Source organism: Flavobacterium sp. KACC 22758 (genome assembly GCF_028736135.1).
GTDB lineage: Bacteria > Bacteroidota > Bacteroidia > Flavobacteriales > Flavobacteriaceae > Flavobacterium > Flavobacterium johnsoniae.
The window spans coordinates 4,317,804-4,338,425 of sequence record NZ_CP117878.1; the positions used below are offsets into that span (position 1 = coordinate 4,317,804).

Consider the following 20,622-nt stretch of genomic DNA (forward strand, 5'->3'; position numbering starts at 1 on the left):
TAAATTTAAATGTTACGATCCCCGTTTTTTTATTTTTTTATTTTGCTTTTTCTTTTTTCCTGCAAAGAAAAAGAAACAATTAACCTTAAAAATAAGTCTATACAAAAGGAGGCTTTTGCTTTGCGAAATAAAGCAATTGAAAGTTTTGATCAACAGAAATTCAATACTTCTTTTTATCAGTTTAATAAATCAAAAGCTCTTTATGAAACCATAAAAGACAGTGCTAATATTTCCTATATACTTATTCGAATTGCAGAAATTCATCAGATTAATGGTGATTATTATGGCAGTAAAGAGATTGTCACCGAAGCATTACCATATATTAAAAAAAAGGGAGATTACACTGCCAGTATTAATACCAAACTTGGAGTTGCAGACAAAGAACTTTCTCTTTATGATGATGCCATTTATTACTACAAACTAGCAGCAAGTGAATATACTGACCCTCTCTTAAAGCAAGCCCCTATACAAAATATTGCAGCTGTTTACATTCACCAAAAAAAGTACGATAAAGCTATCCTTATATTAGATTCTCTTTTACAATCTTTTTCCAGTAAAGATTTAAAGGAGAAAGTTAAAACAAGTGATAAATCTGTACTACTTGATAATTTGGGTTATGCTTATTTTAAAAACGGAGATGAAGTTAAAGGGCTCCATTTGATGAATGAAGGTCTGCAAAACAGAATTGAAAATAATGATACTTACGGTAGCATAGAAAGCTATCTACACTTTGCCGATTATTACTCTAAAAAAGATATTCAAAAATCGGATGAAAATGCTCTTTTAGCCTACAAAGCCGCCACAAAACTAAACAGTGTTGACGAAAGATTAGAAGCGCTGCAAATACTAATTTCAAATGATAATACTTCTAATACCCCAAAATATACTCAGAAGTACTTTACATTAAATGACAGCATCATTAAAGTTCGAAATAATTTTAAAAACAAGTCTGCCAAAATTAAATACGATGCCAAAAAAGAAAAAGATGAAAACGAAAAACTTCGTTTAGAAAAAGCAGAAAATCAATTGTCACTTCAAAGAGCCAAGTATCTGAGAATTGTTTTTGCGATTGTTTTTGTTTTTTTAGTCATTCTAATAGTGATCTTAATACGCTATTATAAAAATAAAAACAAAGCCATCGAATTTAAAACTTCGTACAACACAGAAACCCGAATTGCTAAAAAAATCCACGATGAATTAGCAAACGATGTTTTCCAGGTAATTGCTTTTACTGAATCTCAGCCCTTAGCTGCAGAAAATACCAAAGAAAATCTGCTGCAAAAATTAGATGATATTTACAGCCGCGTAAGAGGAATTTCCAGAGAGAATAATAGTATAGATACCGGAGCAAATTTTACACGCACTATAAAAGAAATGCTTTCAGCTTATAACACACGTGAAAGAAATATCATGGCAACCAATTTAGAAAACATACATTGGGAAAACATTGACGATATTAAAAAGATTACCATCAGCCGAATTCTACAGGAATTAATGGTAAATATGAAAAAACACAGTGAAGCAAAAATTGTGGTAATAAAATTTGAAAGCGATCACAAATCAATTTCAATAAATTATAAGGACAATGGCAAAGGCTGTGATAAAAACATGATCGTGCAAAACGGTCTTCAAAACATGACAAACCGCATCTTGTCTGCTAATGGAACAATTGATATTGACACAGAACCCGGTAAAGGATTTAAAGTAAAAATCTCCATGCCCCAGCAAACTCATATTAAAGTAAAAGAAAAGTTTGCCTCTTAGCAAATTAAAAAAGCCTTTCAGGAATTCCCGAAAGGCTTTTATCTTCAAAAAAAAACTATTATAACCCTTCAGTTTATAATGTTTCGTTTAAAACCGCAACCGCTTCTTTCCAGTTGTTTACCCTTAAATGATGCGTTTGGTTTATATTGTGAAATGCAGTAAACATAATAGGTTTACCCATACAGTAATCTAGGTTTTTGCAGTGATCGTCTATTAAATAATCAGTATTGATGATTCTTTTACTGCCGCATAAAACAATGTTTTCCCATTTAATAAAAGGAAAATGTTCCCCAAGCCAGGCTACTTTTTCAGCTAATGAAATTGGGAATTCTGTTGCAGCAGAAACTATAAAAATCTCAAAATTCTTTTGCAGTTCACGCACACTTTCAACAGCATCTGGCATTACAGGCAGTGTTCTGAAAAAATTATCCTTGTTTAGAATTTCAAATAACAATTCTCTTTCCTTAAAAGCTTCCTCTTCACTTAATCCCTGAATACCTTCTTTTGTTAAATTGGTTCCATACGCTTTATTGTAATGGTCTATTATCTGCGATTCGACATCAGCGAGAACACCATCCATATCTATTGCAATTGTTTTCTTTTTCATTTTGTAATTCTATTTTGCGGTAAAATTATGCAAAAATTGCAAATTATTGCAATTTTTAACTTATTTTTGCAATATAAAACCGCAAATAAAATGAAAAAGGAAGAACGTCAAAAGGCAATTTTAGAATATTTATCTAAAGAGCATCGTGTAACCTCCATAGAATTAAGCGAATACCTAAGTGTTTCTGAAGATACTATCAGACGTGATTTAAAAGAACTTTCAGATCAGGGACTTTTAAAAGCTGTTCGCGGCGGTGCGGTTGCTCCTTCCCCTATTCCATTACATTACAGAAAAAGAGAAAAACACGATATTGAAAACAAAAAGATCATTGCGCAGAAAGCGATTTCTTATTTAAAAGACGGACAAGTTGTTTTTATTGACGGTGGAACAACTTCTCTGGCTTTAGTTGCCAATTTCCCTTACGATTTAAAATTAACAGTAATTACCAACAGTTTTCCGGTTGCTGCATTGGTAGAAGATTTACCCAATATTGATTTAATTTTTGCAGGCGGTAAAATGTGCAAAACTTCCTTCACAACTTCGAGTATTGAAACAGTAGATTTTTTTAGAAGTTTTAGGGCCGATGTCTGTATTTTAGGAATCTGCAGCATTCATCATGAACGCGGTGTTACCGGAATTTTATATGATGATTCAATGCTGAAAAAAAACATGGTTCAGAATTCTAATTTTGTGATCGCATTAAGTTCTATTGAAAAAGTAGAAACTGCAGAATCATATTTTGTCTGCCCAATAAAAGATATTCATGTTTTGGTAACGAATGTGTCACCAGAAGATGAAATTTTAAAAGTGTATCAAAATACAGGTTTGACTATTCTGTAAATTCATAAAACAAAAAAGCCTTTCAGAATTTCACTTCCGAAAGGCTTTTTTTCTACAAATTAATTGGCAAAATTATTTCCATCCGCCGCCCAGGTCTCTGTAAACATGAACTGCAGCATTTAATTGCTCTTTTTTAGTGTCGATTAATTCAAGTTTAGCTTCTAATGCATCTCTCTGCGTCATCAAAACTTCAAAATAATCTACTCTGGCAGATTTAAACAAATCATTTGATACATCAATCGATCTATTCAAAGCATCAACCTGTTGTGATTTTAAATCGTAACCTTTTTGAAGGTTTTCGATTTTAGAAAGTTGTGTTGAAACTTCTAAATATGCATTCAAAATTGTTTTATCGTAATTGTATAAAGCCTGAAGCTGTCTTGCATTAGCGCTAGAAAATTCTGCTTTAATAGCATTTCTATTAATAAGCGGTGCAGCAAGATCTCCTGCTAATGAATACAAAATTGACTCAGGGAATGTAAACAAATAAGAAGGTTTAAAAGCCTGAACTCCAAAAGCAGCAGAAATATCCAATGAAGGATAAAATTCAGCTTTTGCCACTTTTACATCTAGTTTTGCAGCTACTAACTCTAATTCGGCCTGTTTAACATCTGGACGATTTGCAAGTAACTGAGATGGAATTCCAGAGTTTACAACTGCCGGAAGCAAGTCTGTAAAATTGGTTTTCTCTCTTTTAATTTCCTGAGGATAACGTCCTAACAAAAAGTTGATTTTGTTTTCGTTTTCTTTAATTTTCTGAAGAATATCAAACTCTAAACTTTTTGAAGTTAAAACCTCAGCCTGAAATTTCTGAACTCCAAGTTCTGTTGCTCTAGCTGCTTGTTTTTGAACTTTTACAATTTCCAAAGCATTGCTCTGTAATTCAATTGTCTGTTTTACGATTTCCAATTGGCTGTCTAAAGCTAATAATTCATAATACGAATCAGCTATTTCGGCAATTAGATTAGTAATTACAAAGTTTTTACCTTCAACTGTAGCTAAATAACGGTTTACAGCTGCCTTTTTAGAATTACGCAGTTTTTTCCAGATATCTACTTCCCAATTTGCATAAGCTGCAATAGTATAATCCGGTAATGGATCTGGTGTTTCTACTCCGGGTTTTATTTCTGTTGTTGCATCACCTGCTCCCTGACTTGTATATCTACCCACTTTTTCGATTCCTGCACCGGCACGAACACCAACTGTTGGCAGTAAAGCGCCTTTACGAACTCTGATATCATTCTTTGCAATTTCAATTTCCTGCAAAGTCATATTCAGTTCCTGATTGTTTTTGAGCGCAATGTCGATTAGTTCAACTAAATTTTGATCCTTAAAGAAATCTTTCCATTTTAAGGCTGCAGTATTAGTTGTATCCTGAGATTTAACGTTTCCAAATGCTTCAGGAACCGGAGCACTTGTACTTGCTGTTTCAGCTGCAGGAGCTTTACATCCTGCCACGGCAAGACATAAGCCCAATGCAATACTGTATTGATATGTTTTAACTTTATACATGATTGTTATCAATTTCTTCTGTTAATGGATTTTCTTCTTCATGTTTTACCAGTTTGTGTTTCTCAGCAATTTTGGCAAAAATGAAATACAAGCCCGGAATTACAAATACCCCGCAAATTGTACCTATAAGCATACCTCCGGCAGCGGCAGTACCAATGGTTCTGTTACCAATTTTACCCGGACCAGTTGCAAATGTAAGCGGTAATAATCCCGCGATAAATGCAAATGAAGTCATCAAAATTGGACGGAACCTTGCTTTTGCTCCTTCCATTGCAGCTTGTAAAACAGATAATCCTGCAGCATGTCTCTGAATCGCAAACTCTACGATCAGTACGGCATTTTTACCTAATAAACCAATAAGCATTACCATGGCAACCTGTGCATAAATATTGTTTTCTAATCCTGTTAATTTTAATAAAAGGAATGCTCCAAAAATACCTGCAGGCAATGAAAAGATTACTGATAATGGCAGAATAAAACTCTCATATTGTGCTGCTAATACTAAGTAAACGAATCCTAAACAGATCAGGAATACCCAAATAGCCTGATTACCCTGTGCTACCTCATCGGCAGAAATACCTGCCCAGTCAATGTCATATCCTCTCGGTAATTTTTCAGCAGCGATTTTCTGAATAACTTTAATCGCTGTACCAGAGCTGTAACCTGCAGCTGGTGAACCACTAATTTGTGTTGAGGTATACATATTATGACGTGTGATTTCTGAAAGTCCGTATACTTTTTCTAATTTCATAAAAGCAGAAAAAGGAACCATTTCATCACGATCATTTTTTACATACAATTTTAAGATATCATCTGGTTGTGCACGATATTCCGGCGAAGCCTGAACGATTACTTTATAGTTGATACCAAATTTTATAAAACTAATTTCGTAGTTACTTCCCACAAGAGTTGACAAAGTATTCATGGCGTTTTCAATAGAAACTCCTTTTTGCTGTGCCAAATCATTGTCGACTTTCATCATGTATTGAGGGAAACTAGAGCTGTAGAAACTAAATACGTTTGATAATTCTGGCTGTTTGTTTAATTCTGCCACAAAATCATTGTTTACCTGCTCCATTCTCTTATAATCTACAGAACCGGTTTTATCTAACAAACGAAGTTCAAAACCTCCGGCAGCACCATAACCAGGTACAGCAGGCGGTTGGAAAAATTCGATATTAGCTCCTGTAATATCTTTACATTTTTCCTCCATTTCATGCATAATCTCAACTACAGATTCTTTTCTATCATTCCAGTCTTTCAAGTTCACCAAACATGTTCCTGAGTTTGCCCCCGTACCTTCAGAAAGGATTTCATAACCTGCTAATGAAGAAACTGATTTTACTCCGTCGATATCTTCCGCAATTTTTTGAACTCTTTCAGCAATATTGTTAGTTCTTTCTAAAGATGAACCCGGCGGTGTCTGAATTACTGCATAAAACATTCCCTGATCCTCATTCGGGATAAATCCTGAAGGAACTGTGCTGCTTATTAACCATGTTCCGGCACAGAAAACCAAAAGTGCTACAATAGTAACCACTCTTCTGTTAACAATTTTTCCTAATAGATTTTGATATTTCCCTTGTGCTAAGTTGAACTTTTCGTTGAAAGCATCAATAAATCTATTTGCAGGTGTTTTCTTTTTAGGCTGTCCGTGATTGTTTTTTAACATCATCGCACAAAGTGCTGGTGTCAATGTCAATGCCACAATACCCGAAAGAATAATCGCTGTTGCCATAGTTACAGAGAACTGTCTGTAGAATACCCCAACAGGACCAGACATAAATGCAACCGGAATAAATACAGCCGCCATTAAGAACGTAATCGCAATAATTGCCCCCGCAATTTCATGCATAGCTTTTTTAGTTGCCTTAAACGGCGAGAGGTGTTCTTCTTCCATCTTGGCGTGAACGGCTTCGATAACCACAATCGCATCATCGACGACGACCCCAATTGCCAATACTAAAGCAAATAACGTAATCAAGTTCAATGAAATATCAAAGAATGTCATGAAAACAAAAGTTCCCACTAACGATACCGGTACTGCAATCGCCGGAATTACTGTCGAACGCCAGTCTCCTAAGAAAAGGAATACTACTAAACCTACCAGAATAAAGGCTTCAACAAGCGTGTGAATTACTTTTTCGATAGAAGCATCAAGGAATTTAGAAACGTCATACGAAATTTCATAATCCATTCCTTTTGGAAATCTTTGTTTGATTTTTTCCAGTTTAGCCTTAACTTCTTCAATAACCTGATTCGCGTTACTACCAAAAGATTGTTTTAATACGATCGCTGCAGATGGTCTTCCATTCAAATTAGAATAGATATCATACATCGAGCTTCCAAATTCAACTTTAGCAACATCTTTCAATCTTAAAAGCTCTCCGTTTGGATTTGCTTTTACTACAATATTCTCATATTGCTCTTTTGTCGTAAAACGTCCAGAATATTTTAATACATATTCGAATGCCTGAGAACGTTTACCAGAACTCTCTCCTGTTTTACCCGGAGAAGCCTCCAAACTCTGACTAGATAATGCTTCCATTATTTCATCAGCAGAAATTTTATATGCTAACATACGGTCTGGTTTCAGCCAGATACGCATTGCATATTCACGTGTCCCTAAGATATCTCCAGAACCAATACCGTTTACCCTTTTTAATTCAGAAAGTACATTGATATCGGCATAGTTGTATAAGAACTTCATGTCGGTATTTTTGTCTGTACTGTAAAGGTTCACGTACATCAACATACTCGGTACTTCTCTCGTAATTTTAATACCTTCACGAATTACCAAAGGAGGAAGTTTATTAGTAACAGAAGCTACACGGTTTTGCACGTTAATAGCTGCCTGATTTGGATCTGTACCTAAGTTAAAAACTACTTTAATTGTAGCCTCACCATCGTTTCCAGCATCAGAAGCCATATATTTCATTCCCGGAACCCCGTTTAGAGCTCTTTCCAGCGGAATAACAACCGCCTTAATCATCAGCTCACCGTTAGATCCAGGATAATCTGCAGTAACGTTCACCATTGGCGGTGAAATTGTAGGGAATTGGGTAATTGGTAAATTCAATACCGACAATACCCCTAAGAAGACAATAATCAACGATATTACTATCGACAGAACAGGTCTTTGAATAAATTTATTAAACATTTTTGTATTTTTTAAATGATTAAACTTATTGAAGTTTAAAATGTTTCAAGTTTCAGGTTTCAAGTTTCAGGTTCAGTACGTAACTTGAAACCTGAAACTTGACACTATTAAAACAAAAAACTATTCTGCTTTTAAACGTAAATGATTCATTACCTCTTTAGGCGATTGGTAATCATATTTGATTTTGTCGTTTTCTTTTACTTTCTGAACACCTTCAAGTAATATTCTGTCATTTTCTGAAATACCGCTTTTAATTACGTATAAATCAGGAATTTCACCAGTAATTGTAATTTCTCTTGAACTAACTTTATCGTCCTTACCTACTACAAAAACATATTTTTTATCCTGAATTTCGTAAGTCGCTTTTTGTGGAATTACAATAGCATTTTTAAGAGGAACATTCATTTGAACCTGTCCTGTTTCGCCATTTCTAAGTAATTTTCCAGAATTTGGAAATCTTGCTCTGAAAGCGATATTTCCTGTTTCGTTATTGAATTCACTTTCTATAACTTCAACATTTCCTTTATCTTTAAAAATATCTCCGTTTGCTAATACTAAAGCTACTTTGTTATCAGCACGATCTTTAATATTGGTTTCATACTGAAGATATTCTGGCTCCGAAACGTTGAAGTAAGCAAACATCTGGCTGTTGTCTGAAAGACTTGTCAGCAATTCGCCTTCGTCGATTAAACTTCCTAGTTTTAAAGGAATACGGTCAATTGTTCCGTCAAACGGAGCTCTGATTTCTGTAAATGATAAATGAAGTCTTGCTAATGATACTTCTGCTTTTGCAGATTGCAGTTTAGCCTGAGCAACGCTCAATTCGTTTTTAGAAACGATATTTTTATCTGCCAGTAATTTAGAGTTCTGTAATTCAATTTCTGCTGATTTTTGTTCAGACTGTGCTTTAAGCAGTTCAGCCTCATACATATTTGGCATAATTTTAAACAACAGTTGTCCTTTTTTTACAAACTGTCCTTCATCAACGTATATATTTTGTAAAAACCCTTTTTCCTGGGCACGCAATTCGATATTTCGAACTGATTTTATTTGTGATACATATTCTTTTGTAAACGAAGTATCGATTTTAACCGGATTAGTAACGGTAAATTTTTCAACTTCTTCTTTTTCTTCTTTTTTAGATGTACAGCTCGTTAAGCACACCAAGGCCATTAAGCCTGTGAAAACAATGATTTTTTTCATGATTAGTTTGGAAATTAAGCGATTGAAGCTTTGGAATGAAAATTCCTTTTGGATGTTAAAATGCATCAGTCAGCCTTAGTCCAGACCTTAACTTTGATATAAGCAGAAGTAGAAAATATACAACAGCAAGATACGCAGAGATCCAACTCAGGTAACCGATGTATATTGTAAAATCAAATTCTTAATACTCGTTGAGTAATATAGATAGGATTTGAATGCCCTAAGAAAGGGACAGAAATTTTTAAACGATTAGAATCATTCGCTGCAGACTGATCTGAAAGTGCCAGATATAAAGCGTCTACCAAACTATACGAAGCAGTAAAATACTTGTTCGTTAGTATATTAGTATCATCACCGCCAAGAAGATCCTCTTCAATATCAACATCAGCATCTTCAATTATTGAACTGCCTCGATCCTGATTGGTAAATTTAACTCGGTGTTTTTGCAGATGATGGTGATTATGAGCACCAAAAGTATTGGCATTCAAGTATTGGCCTCCGCCAAACAGAAGCATATTCATGAATACTAAAAATACTATTAACTTTCTCATTTCGGTGCGAAAGTAATAAAAGAATTAAAACAAAAAAAGAATTTTTAACAAGGTTTAACAGTTACTTAAAACGAAAACGTTTTCTTTTATTTAATATTCAGCAATAATCTTGTTCATTATCCTACATTTTTTGACATATACCTAAAAATCAATAATTTACACATATGCTCAGGAAAGCATAATTTCCATTATTGTAAATTCCTGATCTGCTTTTACAAAAGTTTTAAAAGTATCATTCATTCCAAATTTTTCATAAAATGCCTTTTTGCTGCTTCTGGCGTTACACCATACTCTTTTTAAGTCTCTGCTTTCTGCAAATTCGAAAATGTATTTTAAAAGACATGATGCAATTCCTTTTCCCTGATATGCTTCTAAAGTGGCTAATTTCCTAAACTGCATTTCTTTTCCTTCAATAAAACAAGAAACGATAGAAATTAATTTCTCTTCTTCAAAAACTCCAAAATGAAACCCTGAATTGTCTTCTTCTAATTGTACAAATTCAAAAGGCTGATGCGGCCACATTACTTTATGTCTAATCTGCCAGGTTTGCGAAGCTTGAATTTCTTTTATTTCCATCATTATATTTTTGAGATAAATCAAAATTAAGACATTTAAATTTCAACTAAAAAACCAAAATAGTATTTACAATCCATTCATTTAAAAAAATTACAAAAAATAAAATCAGATAAATCGTTCAATTTAAATCATTTATATCTAATTTTATATTACAAAAGCAAATAATCCCGTTATGAAAAAATTCCTTTCAGCCGTTTTTTTCTGTATTTGTGCAAACGGTTTTGCACAACTAATACAAATTGGACCTCAAATTTCTACTAATATTACGTCGGTAAATACAAAAAATTTCAGCTCAGATCATACCAATACCGGAATTGGTTTTGCAGCATTTGCACGTGTCAATCTTCTATTATTTTATGCTCAGGGTGAATTTGGTTATGCAAAATCTAATTTCAGTGTTTACCAAAACGGTATTGGTGAAACTGAATTTAAATTAGCTGGTACAGATGTATCACTAATTGCAGGGTACAAACTTGTACCTCTTGGAAAAGCAGGGAATGTGAGACTTTTTGCGGGCTATAATTGGAAAAATTATTCAGAGACGAAATCGAGTAACAATCTTAATTCTATTGATCTGGAAAAAAACAATCACAGTGTTTTGGGAGGAGTTGGTGTTGATATCTGGAAGCTGACTTTTGATGTAAGATATCTTGCCGGATTAAGTGATATTGATTCTTCTAATGGTGAAATTAAAACCGGAATAACTAATTTTTCTCTCGGATATAAATTTTTATAAATAAAAAAGGAATCTAAAATTAGATTCCTTTTTTATTTATTTAGATTGAAGCTTAAATAGCTTTTTTATAAAATACTTCTTCGTTGTTTTCTGTAATTTTTTCTACTCCTTTTTCTCCTTTTTTTGCAATATTAATTACATGAAGAACTTTTGATTTATCATCAACTGTACAATTCCAAATTGTACCATCTGATAAAATAAATGCTGAAAATAAAGCGTCTGATTTATCCATGTTGTAATACACCAAATCTTCAGTTTTTATAAGTTTTTTGGCTTTTGTTTTACGATCTACTTCATAAAACAAAATTTTATTATTACCAATTTCTACTAATTCATCAACTAATTTGTTCTTAAAATTGTCATTAGCATTTACAGTCCAGCTTGGCTTATCGCCAGTCATGAGCCAAGTACCATTTACTTTCTCTAAAATTTCTTTTCGTAAAATTTCTTTTAAGCTATCTACTTTTTTAATTGATTCCTGACCTATTTCATTTTCGGGTCTAATTTTAGATGCGATTGAAAATTGGTCTAAAGCATTTACAAAATCTGATTTTTTGTAATAAGAAACGGCCAATTCGTATTTATTTTTCTGGAATTTAGCCTTAGCATCATTTTGTGCAGCAATTTTCAGTGAAAACAACAAAATAATAAGAATTAAATAATTTTTCATTGGTTTATGGGTGTTTTTTTATTTTTTGCAAACGTAGTGAATAAAACTTTCTTACAAATACGGTTTTCCGTAATAAAGTATCAAAAAAAGCCAAATCTTTTTTAAGATTTGGCTTTCTCCTTATGTTGCAAGTAAAAAAGATTACTCCATATAAATTTAATTTGAAAATGAATTTAAAATTTTCATTGCTTGTGTAATATCTTTCTTATTTACAAAAATATGATCGTGATAAAACGCGGCTACAACATTGCAGCTTATTTCATGATCTGAAAGTGCTTTTGAAAAAGCAGCAGTTAAACCAACTGCTTCTAATGAAGAATGTACAGAAAGTGTAATCCAGGACATTACAACAGAATATTCTAAATTAAATTTATCAGCAGTTTCTTTTTTTAGAATCAGCGTTATGGCTTCATCTTCTCTAAAGATCATTGCAATTTCATCTAAATTTAGATTCTCTAATTTTTGGACTTTACAAAAAACATAATCCCCAGACTTATGTTCGGGTTTCATGCTTTTTAGTAACGTTTGTAAATCCTTTTCTCCAGACATTTTATTTATTTTGATTGTTATTTACTGTTCCAAATGTTATCATCCGGCGTTGCATCTAAAAATATTCCGCCGTCAACAGTCACTTTTTTAATTTGTTTTTTAGTATTAACTGCTACCTGTGCCGTTTTTTGATTTTTCTCCCAAACAGAAGGTGTTTCGTGAATTGTTTCTGTTGAGTTATCAGCATAAACCACAATCACATCAAACGGAATGGCAAAACCGCCTTTGTTTTGGATTGAAACAATATTTTTGGAAACATTTTTAACAGATATATCAATATAATTATTGGTAAAAAACCAGTTATTAAAAAACCAATTTAAGTTTTTGCCTGAACCTGTATTCATCGAATTGAAATAATCCCAAGGAATTGGATGTTTTCCGTTCCAGGTATCCATATAATGGTGAAGCGATTTTTTAAACAAATCATCTCCAAGCATATCTTTTAGTGCTAAATAAGACAGAGAAGCTTTTCCGTAAGAGTTATTTCCATAACCCGGACCAGAAACCTGTGTAGACATTGAAATTATAGGCTGATCTTCTTCTGTAGATTTATCGTTAATGTAGTATTCAACTCTAAATTCTTTGTAGAATTTATCCGCTGCTTCTTTTCCATGCTCAGCAATTCCAATTAAGTATTCAAAAGTTGTTGCCCAGCCTTCATCCATGTATGCATAACGGGTTTCGTTGATTCCCATATAAAACGGAAAATAAGTATGCGCTACTTCGTGATCCTGAACTAATTGAGCAAATTTTGGATCATTCATCTGCGAATCGTTACACATCATTGGGTATTCCATATCAGCAAACCCTTGAAAAGCAGTCATTTTAGAATACGGATACGGAATTCCAGGCCAGTTATTTGAGAACCAGTCTAAGGCAAACTGATTGTTTTTAACTGAGTTTACAAAGTCGGTTCCTTTAATATCATAAGCTGCCTGAACACTCGCGCGGCGGTTTGTTTTTTTATCTACCAAAACACTGCTGGCATCCCATAAATAATGATCACTTAAACCAAAACAGACATCAGTAATATTTTTGGCTTCAAATTTCCAGATATTCCATTCGTTTTGTTTGGTTACAATACCGCTTTTCATTTCCTGTTCGTTTGCAACATGCAGAATTTCATCTGTTGAATATGATTTTTTAAGACGTGCTGCAAACTCCGGCTGTAAAACCTCATCTGGATTTAAGAAATCACCAGTCGCATAAACCACAAAGTTTTTTGGTGCTTTTACAGAATAAACATAATCATTAAAGTCGTTATAAAATTCCTGACGATCTGTATGAGGAATTCTGTCCCAGCCGTTGTAATCATCAAAAACAGAAACTCTTGGATAACTGTAGGCCACAAAAAAAGTACTTTCGTCTATTTGCCCTTCTCTGCCGCTTTCTTTTGATAAAGGATAATTCCAGTCGATATTAATAGTTGTTTTAGAATGCGGTGCAAGTGCTTTTTTTAGCTTTACGTTTCCAACAGTTCCCCAATTTCTGGCATTTTCATTATAGGTTTCTCCAGCTACTTTAAGAGACGTAAGCGTTAAACCATTACTTAAAAAATCCTCGCTTACATCGCCGCTTCTTGGTGCAGATGGTTTATGAAGATTGTTTACAAAACGAATAACCAGATTTCTTAAACTGTCATTGCTGTTGTTTTCATAAATAATGGTTTCTGTTCCCGAAACTATTTTGGTTTTGGCATCAACGGTAATATCCATAGTATATTTACCATGATTCTGCCAATAATTTTTTCCCGGTTTTCCGTCTGCAGAACGGGTGCCTTTGGCATAAGCTGCCTTAATGTTTCTTGGCATATAAAGCTCTTGTGCAAATCCTGTTTGAGCCAGAATTAGAAAAGCAGTGAATGCAAGATGAATTGATAGTTTTTTCATAAGCTGGTTTTTGGTTTTATAAAATTTAAGTTTTTTATATAAGACCTTATTTTTAAAATAAAGTTACAAAATTGATAAAATTTATCTTCAAAGTTACAAAATCAAAAAACTTAACAGCTTAGAACCTTAATATCCCAGCACTTAAAAAAAAGAAAAACCGTCTGATTCTTATAAAGAAAAAGACGGCCTGCTACAATTAATATATAACCTTGATGCTTACAAGATATAGTCGGTATTAATAAAATTCGACTCTTTGCTGTTTAACAATTCCTGCAGAATTTCATTGTTATAAGCGATATCTTTTGAAGCGACAAACGTACGAATTGAGAAAGAGCGCAAAGCATCTGGAATACTTAATGTTCCTACTGCAGAATCTTTACGACCTGTAAATGGGAAAGCATCCGGACCTCTTTGGCAAGAACTGTTTAAGTTTACACGGCATACTAAGTTTACCAAAGCATCAATAAGCGGTGCAAGGGTTTTAATATCTTTTCCGAACAAACTTACCTGCTGTCCGTAATTAGATTCGGCCATATCTTCTAAAGGTTCCTGAATATCTTTGAAAGAAATAATTGGAACTACTGGACCAAACTGTTCTTCGTGATACACACGCATTTTACTGTTTACCGGATATAAAACGGCTGGAAAAATATAATTCTCTGAATGTTTTCCTCCTTTTTCGTTCAGGATTTTTGCTCCTTTGCTTACAGCATCGTCAATTAATCCCTGAATGTAATTTGGTTTTTCAGTTTCTGGAAGCGGCGTTAAAGACACTCCTTTTTCCCACGGATTTCCAAATTGCAGCGCATCTACTTTTTCAGAGAATCTTTTATTGAATTCTTCTCTGATTGATTCGTGAACGTAAAGAACTTTTAAAGCCGTACAACGCTGCCCGTTAAAAGACAAAGTTCCTGTAATACATTCCTGAATTGCCAAATCTAAATCGGCATCCGGAAGAATAATTGCCGGGTTTTTAGCTTCAAGACCTAAAATTAAACGAAGTCTGTTTTTATTTGGATGCTGATCCTGCAAAGCAATCGCCGATTTACTGTTTCCAATTAATGCCAAAACATCAATTTTACCAGATTTCATAATTGGCGAAGCTACTTCACGTCCTCTTCCGTAAACAATATTGATAACTCCTTTTGGAAAACTGCTTCTAAAAGCTTCTAATAATGGCGAAATACATAAAACACCATGTTTAGCAGGTTTAAAAATCACGGTATTCCCCATAATCAAAGCCGGAATCAACAATGAGAAAGTTTCATTTAAAGGATAATTGTATGGCCCAAGACATAAAACTACTCCAAGAGGCCCGCGGCGAATCATAGCGTTTACACCTTGCACTTTTTCAAAATGCGAACTGCGTCCGTTTAATTCTTTATAACTGGCAATGGTATCATAAATATATTCAACGGTTCTGTCAAACTCTTTTTGAGAATCACCAAGGTTTTTCCCAATTTCCCACATCAAAAGCTTAACCACTTCTTCGCGGGTTTCTTTCATTTGTTTAACGAAATTCTCCATGCATTTAATACGGTCAGCCACTTTCATGGTTGGCCATAAACCTTGTCCTTTATCATAGGCTGCATTTGCTGCTTCAACAACTTCTGCTGCTTCAGCTTCGGCCATAAAAGGAATTGATCCTAATAATGTAGGCGTGTATTTTTCTGTAGAAGAAATGGTAGAAAACACAGGAGTGGTTTGTCCTGTCCATTGTTTTAATTCACCATTTACAAGATAAGTATCTTGATTTATAAGGGTTTTAATCTCAAACTCTTCGGGTATTAAACTCATAATCTGGTAATTTTTGTTTGGTTATTAATAGTTTTTTTAATGAAAAAAGAGGCTTTTTGTGCCTCTTCTTCTTTTTTATGGTTGTACGGTTTCGCCTTCCCAGTCCAGTATACCACCAAGCAGATTGTAGGCATTTTCTATACCTAACTCGTTCATAATCTGACATGCTTTAGCACTTCTGGCTCCAGAACGACAATACACATAGTAGTTTTTATTTTTATCTAATTCTTCGATTTCATAAATAAAAGCCTGACCTTTATTGATATCAATGTTTAAAGCATTTTCAATATAGCCGTCATTAAATTCGTCTTCAGTTCTTACGTCCAGTATAACTGCATTCTCGTCAGCAGCAAGCTGATTAACCCAATCTTCTTGTGATAAATTCATAATATGTGTTTTTTGTAAAATTACGACGTTTCTATTTATAAAAAACGTACCAAATGCGATTTCGATTATTATTCTCAGAAAACGTTTTAGAGAAAGTATTATAATCAGTGATTTACAAATTTACTTACTATTTTTAAAATTATAGTCTGCAAAATCGATAGAAAATAGGATTTTTTCATTTACATAAAATTCAACCTAAATCTAGTTTTCTGACAATTAATATAACCTGAATCGATTATCTTTGTAAAAAATTATAATTTTTAATCTCTTTTTGACAAAACAAACAAGACACAAACATTAAAGTTTTTTATTTCCAGCCATTAAGAAATGAAGGTAAATTAAGCTTAATGAAACTTAATCGCTTAATGGTTAAATGTTGTTTCTATTTTTAAATCTCTCTAATGCAAAATTCATTAAAAACCATCTTTCCTAATTTTTCCAGCGAACTTATTGCCACTATTGAAGAAAACGGAAGTCTTCAGGATTTTGAAGCCGGAACTATTTTAATGCGCACCGGACAGTACATTAAAAATACGGTTTTGATAACCAAAGGAAAAATCAAAATTTATCGTGAAGGCGAAGATGGAGGCGAATTTTTAATGTATTATCTGCAACCCGGACAAGCCTGTGCTATTTCGATGATCTGTACCCCCAAAAGCGAAAAAAGCCAGATTATGGCAAAGGTTGTCGAAGATGTTTCGGTCATGATGATTCCGCTGCAAATGATGGATAAATGGATGATGGAACACAGATCGTGGTACGAATTTGTAATTGAAACCTATAGAAGCCGTTTTGAAGAAGTCCTGGAAGTTGTAGATAATATCGCTTTCCGTTCTATGGATGAGCGTTTGGAGTTTTACCTAAAAAGACATTCTGATGCCTGCGGCTGTTCTGAAGTAAATCTTTCACATCAGGAAATTGCAACCGAATTAAATACCTCCAGAGAAGTTGTTTCGAGATTGCTGAAAAAAATGGAACAGCGCGGTTTGGTAAAACTTAACCGAAACCAGATTGAATTACTAAAATAATATTGGCTCACGGATTTTACGGATGAAACGGGTTCACGCTGTTTTTCTTTTTGCCACAGATTAAAAGATTTACACAGATTGTTTTGTCACATTGAGCGAAGTCGAAATGCTTTGCGGGCTCTCGACTTCGCTCGAACTGACACACTTTATCTTAAATTTTTAAACACATAGAATCTTAACATTCCGCGACAACCCGTTTCATCCGTAAAATCCGCGGTCCAAAATTCACCTGCAAAAAAACATCTGTATGTGATAAATGTTACTGTAGGTTTCTAATTTCCGAAGCAACTTTGCATAAAAACAAATGCAATGGAATATTTAGGATATTTTGCTTCAATCATAATCGGGATTTCTCTTGGCTTAATTGGCGGAGGCGGTTCTATTCTTACTATTCCTATTTTAGTCTATTTATTTAAAGTAAATCCGGATCAGGCAACTTCTTATTCTTTATTTATTGTTGGGATGACGGCATTATTTGGAAGTTACAGCCATTACAAAATGGGAAATCTAAAGCTAAAGTCAGCATTGTATTTTGCTGTTCCGTCTGTAATTTCAATATTGATTATCCGCGAAGTTATTTTTCCGCAGATAGCTTCGACTATTTTCTCAATTGCGTCTTATTCAGTTTCAAAAGATTTTCTAATTATGATTGTCTTTTCGATTTTGATGATAACAGCGGCGATTTCGATGATCAAGAAAAATCAGTCCGAAATAAAAAGCACCGAAACCAATTACACTCAGCTAAGCATAATTGGTTTTTTGGTTGGAATCATAACAGGATTTCTTGGCGCCGGAGGAGGATTTCTCATTATTCCTGCCCTTTTATTTTTCGCCAAATTACCTATGAAACAAGCCGTTGGAACTTCATTATTAATCATCACCATTAATTCTTCAATAGGTTTTGGCGGCGATTTATACATCGGAACTCCAATTGATTATACATTTTTATTAGGTGTTTCAGGAATGGCGCTTTTGGGAATGTTTATCGGAAGCCAGCTATCTAAAAAAATCGACGGCGCGAGATTAAAACCATTATTTGGCTGGTTTGTTCTCGTAATGGGATTTTATATTATTACAAAAGAAGTTTTATTTTAATTCGAATTAGTTTGCACTTGTAAAGTAGTCTTTGTCAAGGTTTTTAATTTTGGCAAAGATGAAAACTAAAAAATCCATTTATTTTAGGGAATAAACGGATTTGTATTTAAATTAAGTTTTTTCTAATATTTTAAATTACAGTCAATTATTTATCAGTTTCTCCACCAATGATAATAATTGTGAAGTCCATCATATTCAAAACCGCATCGAGGATATAATGTATTCCCAATATCATTTGTTTTTTCAGTTTCAAGCATTAAACCACACGCTCCAGTTTCTTCACACCATAATTTACTTCGGTCAATTAAAGCCACAGATAATCCTTTACCTCGATAATCCGGATGTACAAAAAGATCGCTCAAAAGCCATTGTTTTTGCAGTTTTGTATAATGAAATAATTTGTAGAGCTGCACGAACCCAACCGCTTTTTCATTAATCGTTACTAAAAAAATATCCGACTCATTATTCAATAATCGTTCTTTAAGAAATGCTTTTCCTTTTTCTACATCAGATTCCTGACGATAAAAAACACGATAAAGATTAAAAAGTTCAGCTGTTTCATTAAGATCTTCAATACTTGCTTTTTTGATTTTGTAATCCATTGTTAAATGCTTTAGTTAAAAAAGCGAAAGTATGGCAAACCACAAGCTTACTTATAGTCCAGTTTACAGAAAACAAGGTCATCCAGCATTCTGCCAAAGTATTAACCTCAATAAAACTAAAAATCCGTTTATTTCTAAAAATAAACGGATTTGTATTTTTTGGGTAAAACTTAAAGTTTTTATTTTTCTTTATTCAATAGCTTTTCCAGATATTCAACTTTTTCTTTTTCAGCCTGAACTAATTCTTTTTCAGCCAAAACCAAACGCTCGTAAAGTTCAACCATCTTATCTAAAGGATTGAATGTGCAAGAGTTATTCGTTATAAAACTATCTGAAACAGTTTCATTAAAAGTGTTAAAATAATTAATCACATTTTCTTCAGAAAAATTTTCAATTGCTTCTATTGTAACGCCAAGTGCTTTTGCTATATCCAAAAGTCTTTCACGATCTACTGTTTCACTCGCTTCAATATTCGAAACAGTCTGCTGTGTAATCCCCATTTCAAATGCTAATGCGTCCTGTTTCATTCCTTTAAGCTCTCTAATTCGGCTTATGTTTCTTCCTATATGTCTAGATTTTTCTGCTACGCTCATAATTCAAAGATATTTAAAATTCTTGAAAAAATATTGGAATTAGTAAAATACACTTTGTCTTATGTATAATACAAGTTCGTGCATTTTGATTTAAACAAAAATATAATTTTTCTGACAAAAAAATCATCTAAACTATTTTCTTTTCTGTAGTTTTAGCATTTGGTTTTCTGTAAAATAAATATCTCAAAACCAAAGTATAAAAAGTAAAAATTGATGTCGTTAAAGTTCCTACAACAAATAAAAACTCAGTTTGTGATAAAATAAAGAATTTGTACGATGCGCCTGCTCCGTGCAGTAAAATAACAAGAGCAATAAAAATAGCCCATCTTGACGAAAAAATAAAAGCTTTTTTAGCATTTTCCTGTCTTAGCTTTCGCTCTAAACTTTCGTTTGCCTGCTCAATTTCAAATCTTTTTAATTCAATATATTCCGAATGGCTTTTCGGATCATAAGGTCTCATTAAATGTTGTTCTTTTTCGGCTTCTTTGGTAACATCTTTTGGAATATTAATAATATCGTTTCCTAAAGCACTTTCGGGTAATTTTTCTGCCAGTGTTTTTTCCATTTAACTATTTAGTTTTTCCTTATAATATTCTTTAATAATATCATTGCCAATAATTACATTGTGCGTTCCGTCCCAAGTCTGTGACCACGGACTTCCTTCTTCATGCGTTAAAGCCGAAAGCTGTAATCCTGATAAACCTTTATAATTATTCCAGATTTTTTTTAGAAACTCTTTGTCTTCTTGTTTCAATGGAGTTTTAGCCGAAATATTAATCAAAAACGGATCAACAGGATCTTTTCCAAACATTCGTATTTCGTAATACAAATCAGGAATAACCGAACCGTATTTCCAGGCCTGCACTTCATTATCGAAAAGAGGTTTTCCGGTAATTCCTAAATGCCAGCCGTGCGAAATGTAAGTAAGCTTGAGCAGTTTCATTGGGTCAAGTCCCTGACCTTCTTCTTCCGCCAGCTCAATAAAATATTTGGCTATATCAAAACAATTATACATTTGCTGTCTTTTAATTTCTCTTGTAACAAAACTAAGAAAAAGGAGATG

Annotated in this window: 20 protein-coding genes; 5 read left to right on the plus strand and 15 right to left on the minus strand. The window is 33.5% G+C overall.

The window, feature by feature from the left end:
• The first annotated feature begins 9 nt into the window (after positions 1 to 9).
• Positions 10 to 1,764, plus strand: a complete 1,755-nt coding sequence (locus PQ462_RS17970; RefSeq protein ID WP_274251042.1) for a tetratricopeptide repeat-containing sensor histidine kinase — start codon at positions 10 to 12, stop codon at positions 1,762 to 1,764.
• 73 nt (positions 1,765 to 1,837) lie between these two features.
• On the opposite strand, the gene PQ462_RS17975 is transcribed toward PQ462_RS17970, so the two are convergent.
• Positions 1,838 to 2,371: a 5' nucleotidase, NT5C type gene (locus PQ462_RS17975; protein WP_012026824.1), complete on the minus strand. Its 534-nt coding sequence runs from the start codon at positions 2,369 to 2,371 to the stop codon at positions 1,838 to 1,840.
• A gap of 90 nt (positions 2,372 to 2,461) precedes the next feature.
• Between PQ462_RS17975 and PQ462_RS17980 the strand changes: the two genes are divergently transcribed.
• Positions 2,462 to 3,211 carry a DeoR/GlpR family DNA-binding transcription regulator gene (locus PQ462_RS17980; protein ID WP_274251043.1) on the plus strand — a complete coding sequence of 250 codons (750 nt, stop codon included), beginning with the start codon at positions 2,462 to 2,464 and terminating at the stop codon, positions 3,209 to 3,211.
• 72 nt (positions 3,212 to 3,283) lie between these two features.
• Here the strand turns inward: PQ462_RS17980 and PQ462_RS17985 are convergent, their stop codons facing one another.
• The 5 genes from PQ462_RS17985 to PQ462_RS18005 all read right to left on the minus strand — a co-directional run bounded on the left by PQ462_RS17985 (position 3,284) and on the right by PQ462_RS18005 (position 10,216).
• The gene (locus PQ462_RS17985; RefSeq protein ID WP_012026826.1) at positions 3,284 to 4,723 is read right to left on the minus strand and encodes a TolC family protein; all 1,440 of its coding nucleotides are present in this window, start codon (positions 4,721 to 4,723) and stop codon (positions 3,284 to 3,286) included.
• Entirely contained in the window at positions 4,716 to 7,883 is a 3,168-nt protein-coding gene (locus PQ462_RS17990; protein ID WP_012026827.1) for an efflux RND transporter permease subunit, read from the minus strand. The genes PQ462_RS17985 and PQ462_RS17990 overlap by 8 nt, the downstream gene beginning before the upstream one ends.
• 120 nt (positions 7,884 to 8,003) lie before the next feature.
• On the minus strand, positions 8,004 to 9,086 hold the full coding sequence (locus PQ462_RS17995) for an efflux RND transporter periplasmic adaptor subunit (protein ID WP_012026828.1): 1,083 nt from the start codon (positions 9,084 to 9,086) through the stop codon (positions 8,004 to 8,006).
• A gap of 173 nt (positions 9,087 to 9,259) precedes the next feature.
• Positions 9,260 to 9,637 carry a hypothetical protein gene (locus PQ462_RS18000; protein ID WP_274251044.1) on the minus strand — a complete coding sequence of 126 codons (378 nt, stop codon included), beginning with the start codon at positions 9,635 to 9,637 and terminating at the stop codon, positions 9,260 to 9,262.
• Positions 9,638 to 9,805: 168 nt separating this feature from the next.
• Positions 9,806 to 10,216 (minus strand): GNAT family N-acetyltransferase, encoded by a 411-nt coding sequence (locus PQ462_RS18005; protein ID WP_274251045.1) that lies wholly within the window; start codon positions 10,214 to 10,216, stop codon positions 9,806 to 9,808.
• Positions 10,217 to 10,385: 169 nt separating this feature from the next.
• On the opposite strand from PQ462_RS18005, the gene PQ462_RS18010 reads away from it, so the two are divergent.
• On the plus strand, positions 10,386 to 10,949 hold the full coding sequence (locus PQ462_RS18010; RefSeq protein ID WP_274251046.1) for an outer membrane beta-barrel protein: 564 nt from the start codon (positions 10,386 to 10,388) through the stop codon (positions 10,947 to 10,949).
• A 52-nt stretch (positions 10,950 to 11,001) separates the two neighbouring features.
• On the opposite strand, the gene PQ462_RS18015 is transcribed toward PQ462_RS18010, so the two are convergent.
• The 5 genes from PQ462_RS18015 to PQ462_RS18035 all read right to left on the minus strand — a co-directional run bounded on the left by PQ462_RS18015 (position 11,002) and on the right by PQ462_RS18035 (position 16,241).
• The gene (locus PQ462_RS18015) at positions 11,002 to 11,619 is read right to left on the minus strand and encodes a hypothetical protein (RefSeq protein ID WP_274251047.1); all 618 of its coding nucleotides are present in this window, start codon (positions 11,617 to 11,619) and stop codon (positions 11,002 to 11,004) included.
• Between the two features lie 156 nt (positions 11,620 to 11,775).
• Positions 11,776 to 12,168, minus strand: a complete 393-nt coding sequence (locus PQ462_RS18020) for an ACT domain-containing protein (RefSeq protein WP_274251048.1) — start codon at positions 12,166 to 12,168, stop codon at positions 11,776 to 11,778.
• 17 nt (positions 12,169 to 12,185) lie between these two features.
• Positions 12,186 to 14,057, minus strand: coding sequence for a M1 family metallopeptidase (locus tag PQ462_RS18025; RefSeq protein ID WP_274251049.1), 1,872 nt, complete (start codon positions 14,055 to 14,057; stop codon positions 12,186 to 12,188).
• Between the two features lie 216 nt (positions 14,058 to 14,273).
• Positions 14,274 to 15,854 carry an NADP-dependent glyceraldehyde-3-phosphate dehydrogenase gene (locus PQ462_RS18030; RefSeq protein ID WP_121360419.1) on the minus strand — a complete coding sequence of 527 codons (1,581 nt, stop codon included), beginning with the start codon at positions 15,852 to 15,854 and terminating at the stop codon, positions 14,274 to 14,276.
• Positions 15,855 to 15,929: 75 nt separating this feature from the next.
• Positions 15,930 to 16,241: a rhodanese-like domain-containing protein gene (locus PQ462_RS18035; protein ID WP_012026835.1), complete on the minus strand. Its 312-nt coding sequence runs from the start codon at positions 16,239 to 16,241 to the stop codon at positions 15,930 to 15,932.
• Positions 16,242 to 16,642: 401 nt separating this feature from the next.
• Here PQ462_RS18035 and PQ462_RS18040 point away from each other — a divergent pair, with 401 nt between their 5' ends.
• Both PQ462_RS18040 and PQ462_RS18045 read left to right on the plus strand, forming a co-directional pair.
• Positions 16,643 to 17,269 carry a Crp/Fnr family transcriptional regulator gene (locus PQ462_RS18040; RefSeq protein ID WP_274251050.1) on the plus strand — a complete coding sequence of 209 codons (627 nt, stop codon included), beginning with the start codon at positions 16,643 to 16,645 and terminating at the stop codon, positions 17,267 to 17,269.
• A gap of 309 nt (positions 17,270 to 17,578) precedes the next feature.
• Positions 17,579 to 18,364: a sulfite exporter TauE/SafE family protein gene (locus tag PQ462_RS18045; RefSeq protein WP_274251052.1), complete on the plus strand. Its 786-nt coding sequence runs from the start codon at positions 17,579 to 17,581 to the stop codon at positions 18,362 to 18,364.
• A gap of 152 nt (positions 18,365 to 18,516) precedes the next feature.
• On the opposite strand, the gene PQ462_RS18050 is transcribed toward PQ462_RS18045, so the two are convergent.
• The 4 genes from PQ462_RS18050 to PQ462_RS18065 all read right to left on the minus strand — a co-directional run bounded on the left by PQ462_RS18050 (position 18,517) and on the right by PQ462_RS18065 (position 20,574).
• Positions 18,517 to 18,966 carry a GNAT family N-acetyltransferase gene (locus PQ462_RS18050; RefSeq protein WP_274251054.1) on the minus strand — a complete coding sequence of 150 codons (450 nt, stop codon included), beginning with the start codon at positions 18,964 to 18,966 and terminating at the stop codon, positions 18,517 to 18,519.
• A gap of 179 nt (positions 18,967 to 19,145) precedes the next feature.
• The gene (locus tag PQ462_RS18055; RefSeq protein ID WP_274251055.1) at positions 19,146 to 19,559 is read right to left on the minus strand and encodes a helix-turn-helix transcriptional regulator; all 414 of its coding nucleotides are present in this window, start codon (positions 19,557 to 19,559) and stop codon (positions 19,146 to 19,148) included.
• 127 nt (positions 19,560 to 19,686) lie between these two features.
• Positions 19,687 to 20,124 carry a hypothetical protein gene (locus PQ462_RS18060; protein ID WP_274251056.1) on the minus strand — a complete coding sequence of 146 codons (438 nt, stop codon included), beginning with the start codon at positions 20,122 to 20,124 and terminating at the stop codon, positions 19,687 to 19,689.
• The gene (locus PQ462_RS18065) at positions 20,125 to 20,574 is read right to left on the minus strand and encodes a Panacea domain-containing protein (protein ID WP_274251057.1); all 450 of its coding nucleotides are present in this window, start codon (positions 20,572 to 20,574) and stop codon (positions 20,125 to 20,127) included.
• Positions 20,575 to 20,622: the final 48 nt, after the last annotated feature.

Coding starts and splice junctions, on each gene's coding strand:
- PQ462_RS18010 (WP_274251046.1), top strand. CDS start 10,386: ATGAAAAAATTCCTTTCAGCCGTTTTTTTCTGTATTTGTGCAAACGGT.
- PQ462_RS17995 (WP_012026828.1), bottom strand. CDS start 9,086: ATGAAAAAAATCATTGTTTTCACAGGCTTAATGGCCTTGGTGTGCTTA.
- PQ462_RS18015 (WP_274251047.1), bottom strand. CDS start 11,619: ATGAAAAATTATTTAATTCTTATTATTTTGTTGTTTTCACTGAAAATT.
- PQ462_RS17970 (WP_274251042.1), top strand. CDS start 10: ATGTTACGATCCCCGTTTTTTTATTTTTTTATTTTGCTTTTTCTTTTT.
- PQ462_RS18040 (WP_274251050.1), top strand. CDS start 16,643: ATGCAAAATTCATTAAAAACCATCTTTCCTAATTTTTCCAGCGAACTT.
- PQ462_RS17985 (WP_012026826.1), bottom strand. CDS start 4,723: ATGTATAAAGTTAAAACATATCAATACAGTATTGCATTGGGCTTATGT.
- PQ462_RS18045 (WP_274251052.1), top strand. CDS start 17,579: ATGGAATATTTAGGATATTTTGCTTCAATCATAATCGGGATTTCTCTT.
- PQ462_RS18000 (WP_274251044.1), bottom strand. CDS start 9,637: ATGAGAAAGTTAATAGTATTTTTAGTATTCATGAATATGCTTCTGTTT.
- PQ462_RS17990 (WP_012026827.1), bottom strand. CDS start 7,883: ATGTTTAATAAATTTATTCAAAGACCTGTTCTGTCGATAGTAATATCG.
- PQ462_RS18005 (WP_274251045.1), bottom strand. CDS start 10,216: ATGATGGAAATAAAAGAAATTCAAGCTTCGCAAACCTGGCAGATTAGA.
- PQ462_RS18060 (WP_274251056.1), bottom strand. CDS start 20,124: ATGGAAAAAACACTGGCAGAAAAATTACCCGAAAGTGCTTTAGGAAAC.
- PQ462_RS18065 (WP_274251057.1), bottom strand. CDS start 20,574: ATGTATAATTGTTTTGATATAGCCAAATATTTTATTGAGCTGGCGGAA.
- PQ462_RS18035 (WP_012026835.1), bottom strand. CDS start 16,241: ATGAATTTATCACAAGAAGATTGGGTTAATCAGCTTGCTGCTGACGAG.
- PQ462_RS18050 (WP_274251054.1), bottom strand. CDS start 18,966: ATGGATTACAAAATCAAAAAAGCAAGTATTGAAGATCTTAATGAAACA.
- PQ462_RS18030 (WP_121360419.1), bottom strand. CDS start 15,854: ATGAGTTTAATACCCGAAGAGTTTGAGATTAAAACCCTTATAAATCAA.
- PQ462_RS18025 (WP_274251049.1), bottom strand. CDS start 14,057: ATGAAAAAACTATCAATTCATCTTGCATTCACTGCTTTTCTAATTCTG.
- PQ462_RS18055 (WP_274251055.1), bottom strand. CDS start 19,559: ATGAGCGTAGCAGAAAAATCTAGACATATAGGAAGAAACATAAGCCGA.
- PQ462_RS17980 (WP_274251043.1), top strand. CDS start 2,462: ATGAAAAAGGAAGAACGTCAAAAGGCAATTTTAGAATATTTATCTAAA.
- PQ462_RS17975 (WP_012026824.1), bottom strand. CDS start 2,371: ATGAAAAAGAAAACAATTGCAATAGATATGGATGGTGTTCTCGCTGAT.
- PQ462_RS18020 (WP_274251048.1), bottom strand. CDS start 12,168: ATGTCTGGAGAAAAGGATTTACAAACGTTACTAAAAAGCATGAAACCC.